Here is a 12,898-nt window from a genome sequence, read left to right as displayed (position 1 = left end):
CCAGCAGCCTCTATGCGGATAATACTTTTGGTTTTATCCGCATTCTCTTCATGGTGACAACCTTCCGGTCATCATAATTATTCCAGCTTGATACGATAAGTGCAACGACGGGAGCCGGATAATATATGCTCCACACGCTCGACGGGCACCCCTAGTACCTGCTGAAACACCGCTAACTCTGCTCGGCAAAAACCCTGACAATGAGTGGCCGCCGCGCAAATCGGGCAATGATTTTCAATTAATAACAACGATCCGTCGGCTTCCACCTGTGATTCTGCCATGTACCCTTCACGACTACGGATAGCCACCAACCGCTCGACGCGCTCCGCGACATTGCTGATTCCCACCATCGCCTGACAATATTGGCTGCACGTTTCCTGCTCACGGCTATCGATCAGCGCATCCAAAGCACTCTCCCCCAATTGCGTGCGGATTAAACGCAACAGTTGCACGGTCAATTCACCGTGCGCATCAGGAAAACGTACGTTACCGGCCTCGGTTAATCGCCATAACTGGATCGGCCTGCCCACCCCGCGCGTTTGCGCCTCAGACACCACCAGCCCCTCTTTCGCCAATTTGACAAACTGCTGGCGCGCCGCTTCGCCGGTGGTACCAAGGATATTTCCGGCATCACTCGCTTGCAGTGGGCCACGGGTTTTGAGCAGCATCAGCAGGCGTTCACCGACAGATTGCGGCTGACTGGTAGTATGGTCGGTATTCATATCTTCCCCGGCGTTATTGATGCGTTTTATCTCTGGTCAATGACGGTTCACTTTCTATTTTCCAAGCATATGCTTGACTTATTATTGCTGACTGGCCTAAGTTATTCCAAGAATTAACTTGTTTAACTTTATCGTAACAATGAAACTAACTCAACAACCAGACTTCTGGCAGGAAAGAAACGTGATAATAAATGATGCAAGCCGTTGGCGTGACCTGTTTTCCGGTAAAAATGCGGCTTTTGCGATCGCACTATCCGGTGGCGTAGTGTTACATGCGATCAATATCTATATTGCTACGACCATTCTGCCTTCGGTGGTGTTGGATATCGGTGGGCTGAATCTGTACGCCTGGAACACCACATTATTTGTCACAGCATCCATTCTCGGCTCCGCCCTTTCCGCCCGTTTACTCAGTGGTTACGGCCCGCGCAGCGCCTATCTTGTGGCTTCATTAGCTTTTATGTTAGGCAGCGCCCTGTGTGCGCTGGCACCGAATATGCCGCTGATGTTGGTGGGCCGAACCGTTCAGGGATTAGGCGGCGGTTTCCTGTTTGCGCTTTCTTACGCCATGATTAATCTGGTTTTCCCGCAATCGCTATGGCCGCGAGCAATGGCGCTCATCTCCGGCATGTGGGGGGTTGCCACGCTGATTGGCCCGGCAATTGGCGGGATTTTTGCTGAATTGGATGCCTGGCGCTTCGCTTTTTGGACATTACTGCCCATCACACTGATTTATGCCATTTTTACCTGGCGCATTCTGCCAGCGGGCCGTGCCAGCACTGCCGCTACCGCCACTCTGCCAGTGACGCAGTTAGTGCTGCTGACGGCAATTGTGCTGACCATTTCCGCCAGCAGCATTGCCAATAGTGGGCTGACCAATATCGCGGGGATGGTGGTGGCAGCCCTGCTGCTGCTGCTGTTATTGCGTATCGAGTCCCGCGCCACCTCGCGTTTACTGCCAAGAGATGCCCTGCGCCTCAACTCCCCTCTGGCGGCACTTTATATCACTATTTCATTATTGGTGATCGGTATGACCAGTGAGATTTTTGTGCCTTATTTCTTGCAAACCCTGCACGGCCAATCACCGTTGATTTCTGGTTATATTGCTGCCGCTATGGCTGCGGGCTGGACAATATCTGAAGTAATGAGTGCCGGTTGGAAAAAAGCGGGTATTCGCTGGGCGATTATCAGCGGCCCCATCATTGTATTGGTGGGATTAGTGGTGCTGTCTATGCTGATGCCAGCAGGATCAGTCGGCGGTTGGGCACATATGGCCCCGATCGCAATCGCACTGACATTGGTGGGTTTTGGTATCGGTTTCGGCTGGCCACACTTGTTGACGCGCATTTTGCAAGTGGCAGCGGAAGAAGATAAGGATATCGCCGGAGCCTCGATTACCACGGTGCAGATGTTTGCCACCGCAGTAGGCGCAGCGCTGGCAGGCATGGTCGCGAACCTGTCTGGCCTGAATGACCCCGGCGGTGTCATTGGCGCAGAGAATACAGCCCACTGGCTGTTTACCCTGTATGCCATTGCGCCAGCTCTCGCCATCATTACCGCGCTACGTTGTGCTGCTATCCGCCCAGAATCAGTTGTGGTTAACACCAGAACCCGCAGTGACGCGCTATAAAACACGGCAGCCAACCTGCCAAAGTGGGTTGGCTTTTCATGCGCCATCACATGATGGTGCAGATTAGTGCTTGATCCCGCATTGGTATTCGCTGGTATGCTGGCTTTAAATCTTAATCTTATTTACCCAAAGTCATTGAGGTTGCAATGAAGCCATCTATTGTTCTGTACAAAAGTATTCCTACCGATCTGCATCAGCGTTTAGAACAACATTTCACCGTAAACAGCTTTGATGGTTTAACACCGGATAATCAGTCGGAGCTATTGACTGCGCTGCAACAAACGGAGGGGCTTATCGGTTCTGGTGGAAAAATCGATCACGACTTTTTACAGCTCACACCGCGTTTACGTGCCGTTTCAACCATTTCTGTCGGTTATGACAACGTTGATGTTGATGCCCTAAACCAACGTGGCGTACTGCTGATGCATACCCCAACCGCGCTGACGGAAACCGTCGCTGACACCCTGATGGCGCTGGTACTCTCTTGTGCACGTCGGGTCGTAGAATTAGCCGAGCGCGTAAAAGCCGGTGAGTGGCAGGATAGCATTGGAGATGACTGGTATGGCGTTGATGTTCATCATAAAACCATCGGTATCCTTGGTATGGGCCGGATTGGATTGGCACTGGCGCAACGCGCACATTTTGGTTTCAACATGCCAGTATTGTACACCAGCCGCCGGCCACACGAAGAAGCCGAACAGCGCTTTGGTGCGCGCCATTGTTCATTGGATACCTTATTGGAGGAAGTGGATTTCCTTTGTATCACCCTGCCACTGACCAAGCAGACTTACCATATGATTGGCCGTGACCAATTAGCTAAAATGAAATCCAGTGCAATTCTGATTAATACTGGCCGTGGGCCGGTGGTGGATGAGCAAGCGCTGATTGCTGCGCTGCAAGATGGCACGATCCACGCCGCCGGGTTAGATGTGTTTGAGCAAGAACCGCTGGCGGTAGGTTCACCATTACTCAAGTTACGCAATGTGGTTGCCGTGCCTCATATTGGCTCCGCCACGCGTGAAACCCGTTACAACATGGCAGCCAGTGCCGTGAATAACCTGATTGCCGCACTGACCGGCACCGTCACTGAAAACTGCGTGAATCCACAGGTGTTAAAGCAAGTTTAAACACATCCACGGGCCTGATCGCAGGCTAAAAACCCGCCACCGCAGCCCTCCTCCCTATAGCGGGGGTTTACTGCTTCTTGAGTCAGCCCGAACCCAACAGGCACGCCCTTTAGCGGGCAAAATGCCACCGTTTATTTTGCGCTATTCTATGGTGATGAAAGTGGTCGAGAGTTCGCCCCACCGGATCAGACTCCCCGTAAGGAACCCGTTCGGATATGAACTGGAACGAACTAACAGGAGAAAAAGGCGCACTGTTGACGCATTGGCAGAAAGTGAGTCAATTCAGCGACCATCACCCGGCGATCGGTTCAGGCATTCAAAATACTCAGCAACATACTGATTAATATGATTTTATCCGTCAGTATCCAGCAGATAAAATAGTGGCAATTTGGGGGGGCAAAAAAGAGTAGCGCAGTGTATTATCCCGCAATAGTGCTTTTTGTCGCTATTTTCACATGAAAGGAAGAAAAACTTCCGCATTGCGTCCGCTTTTATCTGCGAGTATGGTGCTTGTTCACTTACGGATAACAATAAATTTTCATTTATGAAGTTTTCACTTTTCGGCGATAAATTCACCCGCTACGCGGGTATTACCAGACTGATGGATGACCTCAACGATGGCCTGAGAACACCAGGCTCCATCATGCTTGGTGGTGGCAATCCGGCCCATATTCCAGAGATGGATGCCTACTTCCAGCAATTGTGTCAGGAGATGCTGGAACGCGGCCAATTGACCGAGGCATTGTGTAATTATGACGGGCCACAAGGTAAGGATTTACTGCTAAAATCGCTGGCAAAAATGCTGCGCGACGAGCTGGGTTGGCAAATTGAGCCACAGAATATTGCACTGACAAATGGTAGTCAGAGCGCATTTTTCTACTTATTTAACTTATTCGCTGGCCGGTACGCTGATGGCACCCGCCGTCGAGTGCTATTCCCACTGGCACCAGAGTATCTCGGTTATGCCGATGCCGGGCTGGACGAAGATTTATTTGTTTCTGCCAAACCGAACATCGAATTACTGCCAGAAGGGCAATTCAAATATCACGTCGATTTTGAACACCTCAACATTAGCGATGATATTGGCCTGATATGTGTATCGCGGCCGACCAACCCGACCGGCAATGTGATTACCGACGAAGAGCTAATTCGCCTTGATGCTATCGCCCAGCAGCATGACATTCCGCTATTAATTGATAACGCTTATGGCGTACCGTTCCCTGGCATTATCTTTTCCGATGCAACACCGTTGTGGAATCCGAATATCATTCTGTGCATGAGCTTGTCGAAACTGGGTCTGCCGGGTTCGCGCTGCGGAATTGTGATTGCCGATGAGAAAGTGATTTCGGCTATCACCAATATGAATGGCATTATCAGCTTATCACCGGGCAGCATGGGGCCAGCGATTGCCGCCGAAATGATTGAGCGCGGTGATTTATTGCGATTATCCAACGAGGTTATCCGGCCATTCTATTTTGAGCGGGTACAGCAAACTATCGCTATTGTGCGCAAATACTTGCCACCAGAACGTTGCCTGATCCACAAACCGGAAGGGGCGATATTCCTCTGGCTGTGGTTTAAAGATTTGCCAATCAGCACCGAGCTGTTGTATCAACGCCTGAAAAAACGCGGCGTGTTGATGGTACCGGGCCACTATTTCTTCCCCGGTTTGGGTTATGACTGGCCGCATACCCATCAATGTATGCGGATGAACTATGTTCCCGCACCAGAGCAGATCGAAAAAGGTGTGGCGATTCTGGCCGAAGAGATTGAGTTGGCATTTCAGGAAGCGCAGTAAAACAGCCATTCTTAGCTTCAATAACAGAGTATGAGTGGAGAGAACAGGTCGATCGTAAAGACGCCATACTTCTTTTGTTAAAACAAGCTTCCCTGGAGGCTCGAGCCGCGCCATCCTTGGCGCGGACGCTTTACTCTTCGGCCTATCCTTTCCACTTAGTCATTGACGTCGCTGACGAAATAAAAACCATACCCAAAGGCATTGGAGTTGCAGGTAGGCAGCCAGCAAACACATCCCGATGAGCTTACTCAAGTAAGTGATTCGGGTGGGTGCGTGCAGCTAACACCCCTGCAACTTCAAGGAAAAAGGGTAGCTACAGTGTCCAAAACAGCACGGCGAGTATCTGCGGCGACATGATTCGTAAGAACATTGCCAGCGGGTAAACCGTGGCATAAGAGAGTGCCGCCGCGCCACTGGTTGGGTGTAAACCATTAGCAAAAGCCAATGCCGGTGGATCAGTCATTGAACCGGCTAACATGCCGCACAGTGTCAGATAGTTCATTTTGGCCAACATGCGCGCCAGAATCCCCACCGTCAGCAACGGGATACCGGTAATCATTGCCCCGTAACCAATCCATGCCAGCCCATCGCCGTTAACCAGCGTATTGATAAAATCACCGCCAGACTTCAGCCCAACCACTGATAAGAACAGCACAATCCCCAATTCACGCAACGCCAGGTTAGCACTCGGCGGCATAAACCAATACAGCTTACCGATACTGCCGATACGGCCAAGAATAAGTGCGACCACCAGTGGGCCACCGGCAAGCCCGAGCCGTAATGCCGCCGGAAACCCCGGAATAAACAAGGGAATTGACCCTAACAATACCCCCAGACCGACACCAATAAAGACCGGCAGCATCTGAACTTGTTGTAGTTTCTGATGTGCGTTTCCCACAACAGCAGAAACAGCCTCAATAGCTTCCGGACGACCGACCAGATTGAGAATGTCACCGAATTGCAGGCTGGCGCTGTTACTGGCTACCAGCTCGATACCCGCTCGGTTAAGTCGAGTGATCGCCACGTCATACTTCTGTTTCAGATTAAGATCGCGGATTTTTTTACCTAATACCGCTTCGTTGGTCACCACCACACGGGCGGTTTGTAATGCCGTGCCGGAGGTCGACAAGGTGACATCCACCTCTTCCCCCACCACCAGTCGCACTTTCTCCAAGGCTTCGCGCTGCCCGACTAAATGCAGATAGTCACCCAGTTCAATCACGGTGGTCGACAACGGCACCATCAGCAAGTCACCGCGCTTCAAGCGGGAACAGACCACTTCATCACTGTTTAGCAGCGGCACATCCTGCATCGATAATCCATGCAGATTGGGGTTACGTACCGCCACATTCATGGTTTGCAGCAACTCACGGTTCTGCCCATGACTGCTATCAAACTCTTTCGCTTCACGATCAACGTTGATTTTAAAGAATAAACGGATCAGCCACATTACCAGCAAAATACCGCAAATGCCGAATGGATAGGCCATCGCGTAGCCCATCCCCATCTGGCTGACCAACTGGGGTGGCGAACCTAAATCGGTCAAAATTTGCTGTGCCGCCCCCAGCGCCGGTGTATTGGTAACCGCACCTGAGAACACGCCCAAAATAATCGGCAGCGGCACGGCAAATAATTTATGAATAATTGCCGTCACCAACCCACCGACAATCACCATCAGGATAGCAAAGCAATTAAGCCGCAACCCCGATACCCGCAGTGAGGAGAAGAACCCCGGCCCGACTTGAATCCCTATCGTGTAAACAAACAGAATCAGGCCAAATTCCTGGATGAAATGCAGCATATCTCCGTTAAGAACAACGCCATAGGTTTGTGCAAAATGGCCCACAATAATGCCGCCAAATAGCACCCCGCCGATACCTAACCCCACACCATATATCTTCCAATTACCGATCCATAACCCCAATACGGCGACCAGCGCCAACATACTGACGGTGAGGGCGATAGCACTCATAGATCACTTCCTTGCCCAAGTTTAAAAACCGGTCGGTCACATATGTTGCTACAAAAACCATACGTTACGAAATTCACATGTGGCCTTAAATTCTTACAATTAGTAGGGATTCTGTCAGAAGGAGAGGCGGTTGAATGTGGGATACACCACAAAATGCACCGGAGAGTGGGGAAACTCTCCGGTGAAAAAATAAACACGGAAAAGTTTAATACTAATAAGGACAAAACAAGGAGAGGAGGATTCGTTACCGGCACCTCAGGCAGAGGCACCGGTCATCATAATTACTGCTGTTCTGTGTGCTCGGTCGCGGCCGGGCTATCCAATACCTGACGCTCCGCAGGTGCTGCATTACCGATAGTAATACGCTGAGGTTGCAGTGCCTCCGGCACCTGGCGCAGCAGATCAATGTGCAGCAAACCATTGTCAAACTGAGCATTATCGACATTCAGATGCTCCGCCAGCGTAAAGGTCAGTGAGAACTCTTTACGTACCAGGCCTTGGTGCAGGTATTCAACCTGTCTTTCTACTGGTGCAGGCTTACCGCGCACCGTCAGACGTGGGCCTTCCACTTCGATGTCCAGCTCGTTCTGTTTAAAACCGGCTAATGCCAGTGAGATGCGATAGTGGTTATCATCAGTTTTCTCAATATTATATGGCGGGAACCCTTGAGGCTCCTGACCGCCTTGCATTGAACTGGCCAGTTTATCAAAACCAATCCACTGACGAAGTAAAGGTGACAAATCATAATTACGCATAAATATAACTCCTTCCAGGAAGCGAGATAATAGAAAGCCGATCAGCCCCCGATTACGGCAAGCTTGGCTCAGTTATTAATAATGTGACTCGATCACATTATTGAAAAGCATTTATTAACCTGATTATTTAATCTCAATACGCCGTGGTTTCATACTTTCAGGCACCAGCCGCTCGAGATCGATATACAGTAAGCCATTCACTAAGTTGGCCCCTTTAATTTTGATATGTTCAGCCAACTGGAATTTACGCTCAAAGTTACGTTCGGCGATACCTTGATATAAATAAGTCCGTTGTACAGGTTCACCTGCACGAGAACCACGAATAATCAACAGGTTATCCTGGGTGACTATCTCCAGTTCTTGTTCTGCAAAGCCCGCCACCGCGATCGCAATGCGGTAGTTATTTTCGTCGACCAACTCGACATTATAGGGAGGATAACCGCCATTACTCTGGTTCTGGCCGGATTCTAATAGATTGAACAACCGGTCGAAACCGATAGCTGAGCGATACAATGGAGCAAGCTCGGAATTACGCATAAAAACTGCCTCCTAAATATATTAGCAAGGATGTTGTCATATTTTGTATTAAGCCTTCCATTCTGGACAGGCTGTTGGTCTGAATACCCTGTCGGCATATTCTCTCTGACCTGATAATAAAATGAGGTCGGTAATCTTCTTTTCAAGAGCAAAATCAAAAAAAGTTCACAAGAAAAATCTTAATAAGAAGTTTATTAATTTCATTATTCGATAAATGCGCTGCTATAACTTACACTTAGATAAATTTACCTCATAAGACTGAATCTTTCACCATAGGAACTGTCTGTAAGGTTGTGTAAAATCATGTCAAAACCTGGCATAGATGGTGGGTTGAAAGTTGTAACCTGTAACTCCCCGGTATAATGAGAGCTGAAAAGAACAATGAAAAATACAGTTATCCCTTTTGTTACCGGTTTTTCATTGCTGTTCGTTAGTGGTTGTTCAAGTATCATGACCCACACCAGCAGCAGTCAGGGTTATTACTCCGGCACTGAAGCCAATGTCGCCATGCTTAAAGATGACAATACCGGCTGGGCACTGCGCCCCTTGCTGGCGGTAGATTTGCCGTTATCCGCAGTGATGGACACCCTGTTACTGCCGTATGATTACTTGCGCTCGGACAGTGAGGATAAAATGGCCAGTTCCCCGCGTGAACGCATCCGCCAGTCGGAAGCACAAAATCAGCAGTCGGCACAGACGGTCAGCGCACCGATACAGTAAACCACCGCCCCACCAGCCTCTATAAGCATAACCTTAAGGGGCTAGCACACATTCACAGTGAAGATTTGCGCCAAGCCATCTATTTCTCGCATAAATGCTACTTTATTACCATCGGGTGAGAACACGACCGCATCGGCCAACGGCGTAGCGACACTACGGGCCGTCAGGCGGTGCAATTGACCGGAGCGGCTCTCACATAGCATCACACTGTTATCACACACAAATGCCAGGCAATCCCCCTGTGGCCGCCAGCTAAACGCAGATTGAATCCCCCCCTGGCACGATGTGAGCTGTCGCGGCTCGCCACCATTGGGGGAAACCAACCATAGCTGCACCATTCCGTTATCGTCTTTCATCAAGCAGGCAATGGCGCTGCCATCCGGCGATGAGCGTAACCAATGGCGCGGGTGGGTCGTGAGGCCAGGAAAACGCCGTTCGGCGGTGCAGGTTATCCGCCGCTGAGTCACTCCCGCAGGTGGCGCAGGCAGTGTGGTTTCTGTTCCTTGCAGTGGTTTTTCACCTGCTCGGGCGTAGTCTCTGTCATGTTCGGGCAAATCAACAATAAAGATTTCCGGGACTTTCTCACCCTGCGCTGAGAGGGTGTCACCGATAAATGCCAATGCCCAACGCTGGCGGGTACCGTCTGCTTTCAGATAGCCTTGCGATCCAACCCACCCTTCTTCATAAGCGCGGTTTATCTGGTCAGTTCCAGCCTGAGGTGTCGGCGTGGTACTGCTGACCAAAACACAAAAGTGGCTGCCATCATATTCACGCGGATGTTGTTTTGGCGGATTGACACCATGCAGAGGCAGGGCTACACCGACATTGCGACAATCCAACTCCGGATCTCGCTCGTGTAGCACATGGTCGTTATAGGTAAAGCTAAGGCGACTACCATCGGGGCTAAAAACATGCACATGGCTACCACCACGCAATGCGCCGGAAGTATAGGGCGGGCTGATATCCATCGCATCCAACGTGACGGCCAGTTCTCTGTCTGGTTCAGTGACAATCACACCTCGCCGATGATGGAAATCATAATGCCAGTGGCTATCCGGGTGTTCTGGCCCGTGAATAAACACATAGCGCGCTGGCATATCAGGGCTAACGGTCACCACGCCAACATGAGCGCCATGCTGAGCGCGATAAATAACCTCAATCTCACCGGTTATGCAATTCACCCGCTCAATCGTTAATCCACTAAACGTACTGCCATTAGGCCGCACATCATAAGCCAGCCATTGGCTGTCCGGCGTCCAGACATTGATGTTGGTAAGCTGATGACTTCTGGGATCAAAGGTGAGTTGCTGCTCCTGTGTGAAATCGTGTTTTTGCATGTTCATGCTATCAACTCTTTTATGTTAGGTTGCAATAACGTTTTTTTGCTAAATCTGTATGTCATTATGGCATACAGATTCCCTGAGGGCTGCCCGCAGTTTGTTGCAAGTAATCTATTGAAAAATAAAACTATAAAGGAACCAAGATGACCACCTTATTCGATGCGATTAAAGAAGCTCACCAAGTATTACGCCCACAAGTGAGAGTAACGCCACTGGAATACAGCCCGTTACTATCACAACACAGTGGCTGCGAGATCTATCTCAAGTGTGAGCACTTACAACACACCGGTTCTTTTAAGTTTCGCGGAGCCAGTAACAAGCTGCGTTTATTAACCGATGAACAGCGCCAAAAAGGGGTTATCACGGCCTCTACCGGTAACCACGGGCAGGCGATGGCGCTAGCGGGGAAACTGGCTGGGGTGAAATCCACCATTTATGCACCAGAGCAGGCGGCAGCTATCAAATTGGACGTTATTCGTGCACTGGGTGGAGATATTGAGCTGATACCTGGGGATGCCTTAAATGCGGAACTCGCTGCCAGTACCGCGGCGGATCAGCAGGGAAAAGTTTATATTTCCCCTTATAACGATCAACAGGTTATTGCTGGGCAAGGCACCTGTGGCATGGAGATAGTTGAGCAGCAACCGGATCTCGATGCTGTATTTGTGGCAGTCGGTGGCGGTGGCCTGATTTCCGGAGTTGCGACGGTTTTGAAGACGTTATCGGATAAAACAAAAGTGATTGGTTGCTGGCCTGCCAATGCCACTAGCATGTACACCTGCCTGAAAAATGGTCAAGTTCAGGAAGTGGCTGAACAAGAAACCCTGTCCGACGGTACTGCCGGTGGTGTTGAACCCGGCGCGATTACCTTCGCGCTTTGCCAGACGTTAATCGACCAAAAAGTGTTGATAAGCGAGCAGGAAATCAAAGATGCCATGCGCTTGATTGCCCGCACTGACCGCTGGATGATTGAAGGTGCCGCCGGCGTAGCCTTAGCGGCAGCGCTGAAGTTAGCCCCCGATTGGCAAGGTAAGAAGGTCGCGGTGGTGCTGTGTGGTAAAAATATCGTATTGGAGAAATATCTGGGAGCCATCAGCGAATGCTAATCCTGAACAAACAACAGATTCTCGACAAATTCGATGCAGATGCCGTCACATTGCTGCTTAAAGAGGGGTTTATCGCGTTTAGCCAAAAACAGGTACAAATGCCACCGGTACAGCATTTATCGTTTGAGCAAGCCAACGGCGATTGCTGTATTAAAAGTGGCTATTTGCAGGGTGATAACCAGTTTGTAGTGAAGGTTTCAGGCGGTTTTTATGATAACCCAGCCCAAGGGCTAGCCAGCAACCAAGGGCTGATGATGGCCTTTTCCGCCCTTACAGGCGAGGCTCAAGCGATATTGCTCGATGAGGGGTGGCTAACAGCTTTGCGTACTGCACTGGCCGGGCGTATCGTCGCCGAACTTTGCGCACCACAACATATCAACGCCATCGGTATCATCGGTACCGGTATGCAGGCACGGTTACACCTGATGTATCTGAAAAGTGTGATTTCATGCCGCCAGCTATGGGTTTGGGGGCGCAGTGAAACCGCATTAGAAGAATACCGCCAATATGCTGAAGAGGAAGGTTTTGGAGTCAATACCACCTTGGATGCTGCGGAGTTAGGCCATCACTGTCAGTTTATTGTCACCACCACTCCTAGCCGGGAGGCTATTTTACAAGCTACGGATGTTCAGCCCGGCACTCACATTACCGCCGTCGGAGCTGATGGCGCAGGTAAACACGAACTGGCACCGGAGCTGGTGGCAAAAGCGGATAAAATTTTGGTAGATTCATGGGCGCAATGTACTGAATTTGGTGAAATTTCATCCGCATTTCAACAGCGGCTATTAGCGCATCACATCTTAACCGAGATGGGTACAGTTTTAGCTCAGGGCATACCTTTCAGAGACAATGATCAGCAGATTACCTTAGCGGATTTAACCGGATTAGGGATTCAGGATGTGCAAATAGTGAAAGGGATTCTGGGGTGATAAAAGAGAGGGTAGGCTTTTAGATTCTCTCTGTTAACCTTGAGCGCAATCAGGAATATTGCCGACAAAGTTTACAGGCCGAATGAGCCGCATGGACGCGGCGAAAGGTGCTGTCGAGCTGGGAGCGAGTCAGCACCGGTTCGATTAGCCGGTAAGCTGCCGGAGGGTATGGCGAAACCACAATATTTCGTGCAAGCCACAGGTGCAGGAGGGCCGGCCAGCCCTCTTGCTCGGTTGAGGCATCGGAAGTAAGCTGAGCGCC

11 protein-coding genes and 1 pseudogene are annotated in these 12,898 nt (G+C 50.3%); 7 read left to right on the top strand and 5 right to left on the bottom strand.

Features of this window, described 5'->3' with window-relative positions; translation table 11 throughout:
* Positions 1-77: 77 nt before the first annotated feature.
* Positions 78-722: a helix-turn-helix transcriptional regulator gene (locus YALDO0001_RS02220; RefSeq protein ID WP_004699511.1), complete on the bottom strand. Its 645-nt coding sequence runs from the start codon at positions 720-722 to the stop codon at positions 78-80.
* A 187-nt stretch (positions 723-909) separates the two neighbouring features.
* Here YALDO0001_RS02220 and YALDO0001_RS02215 point away from each other — a divergent pair, with 187 nt between their 5' ends.
* The 4 genes and pseudogenes from YALDO0001_RS02215 to YALDO0001_RS02205 all read left to right on the top strand — a co-directional run bounded on the left by YALDO0001_RS02215 (position 910) and on the right by YALDO0001_RS02205 (position 5,277).
* Positions 910-2,352, top strand: coding sequence for an MFS transporter (locus tag YALDO0001_RS02215; protein ID WP_042839320.1), 1,443 nt, complete (start codon positions 910-912; stop codon positions 2,350-2,352).
* 146 nt (positions 2,353-2,498) lie between these two features.
* The gene (gene ghrB / locus YALDO0001_RS02210) at positions 2,499-3,479 is read left to right on the top strand and encodes a glyoxylate/hydroxypyruvate reductase GhrB (RefSeq protein ID WP_004699509.1); all 981 of its coding nucleotides are present in this window, start codon (positions 2,499-2,501) and stop codon (positions 3,477-3,479) included.
* A gap of 141 nt (positions 3,480-3,620) precedes the next feature.
* Positions 3,621-3,889: pseudogene (locus YALDO0001_RS20615) on the top strand (alpha-amylase); the annotation flags it as partial.
* Positions 3,890-4,023: 134 nt separating this feature from the next.
* Positions 4,024-5,277, top strand: a complete 1,254-nt coding sequence (locus YALDO0001_RS02205) for a valine--pyruvate transaminase (protein ID WP_004699507.1) — start codon at positions 4,024-4,026, stop codon at positions 5,275-5,277.
* 313 nt (positions 5,278-5,590) lie between these two features.
* Here the strand turns inward: YALDO0001_RS02205 and YALDO0001_RS02200 are convergent, their stop codons facing one another.
* The 3 genes from YALDO0001_RS02200 to ibpA all read right to left on the bottom strand — a co-directional run bounded on the left by YALDO0001_RS02200 (position 5,591) and on the right by ibpA (position 8,541).
* Positions 5,591-7,249 carry a putative transporter gene (locus YALDO0001_RS02200; protein ID WP_004699506.1) on the bottom strand — a complete coding sequence of 553 codons (1,659 nt, stop codon included), beginning with the start codon at positions 7,247-7,249 and terminating at the stop codon, positions 5,591-5,593.
* A 281-nt stretch (positions 7,250-7,530) separates the two neighbouring features.
* A complete protein-coding gene (gene ibpB / locus YALDO0001_RS02195; RefSeq protein ID WP_004699505.1) occupies positions 7,531-8,004 on the bottom strand; it encodes a small heat shock chaperone IbpB in 474 nt (157 codons plus the stop codon).
* A gap of 123 nt (positions 8,005-8,127) precedes the next feature.
* Positions 8,128-8,541: a small heat shock chaperone IbpA gene (gene ibpA / locus YALDO0001_RS02190; protein ID WP_042547371.1), complete on the bottom strand. Its 414-nt coding sequence runs from the start codon at positions 8,539-8,541 to the stop codon at positions 8,128-8,130.
* Positions 8,542-8,922: 381 nt separating this feature from the next.
* Here ibpA and YALDO0001_RS02185 point away from each other — a divergent pair, with 381 nt between their 5' ends.
* Positions 8,923-9,261 carry a YceK/YidQ family lipoprotein gene (locus YALDO0001_RS02185; RefSeq protein WP_004699503.1) on the top strand — a complete coding sequence of 113 codons (339 nt, stop codon included), beginning with the start codon at positions 8,923-8,925 and terminating at the stop codon, positions 9,259-9,261.
* A 41-nt stretch (positions 9,262-9,302) separates the two neighbouring features.
* On the opposite strand, the gene YALDO0001_RS02180 is transcribed toward YALDO0001_RS02185, so the two are convergent.
* Positions 9,303-10,604 (bottom strand): YidR family protein, encoded by a 1,302-nt coding sequence (locus tag YALDO0001_RS02180; protein ID WP_004699502.1) that lies wholly within the window; start codon positions 10,602-10,604, stop codon positions 9,303-9,305.
* Between the two features lie 140 nt (positions 10,605-10,744).
* On the opposite strand from YALDO0001_RS02180, the gene YALDO0001_RS02175 reads away from it, so the two are divergent.
* On the top strand, positions 10,745-11,707 hold the full coding sequence (locus YALDO0001_RS02175; protein WP_004699501.1) for a threonine/serine dehydratase: 963 nt from the start codon (positions 10,745-10,747) through the stop codon (positions 11,705-11,707).
* A complete protein-coding gene (locus YALDO0001_RS02170) occupies positions 11,701-12,636 on the top strand; it encodes an ornithine cyclodeaminase family protein (protein ID WP_042839289.1) in 936 nt (311 codons plus the stop codon). Before YALDO0001_RS02175 ends, YALDO0001_RS02170 begins: the two co-directional genes overlap by 7 nt.
* Positions 12,637-12,898 lie beyond the last annotated feature (262 nt).

This window comes from Yersinia aldovae ATCC 35236 (assembly GCF_000173735.1).
GTDB lineage: Bacteria > Pseudomonadota > Gammaproteobacteria > Enterobacterales > Enterobacteriaceae > Yersinia > Yersinia aldovae.
Note: the sequence above shows the minus strand (reverse complement) of the source record. Positions and strands in the feature narration are given on the sequence as shown.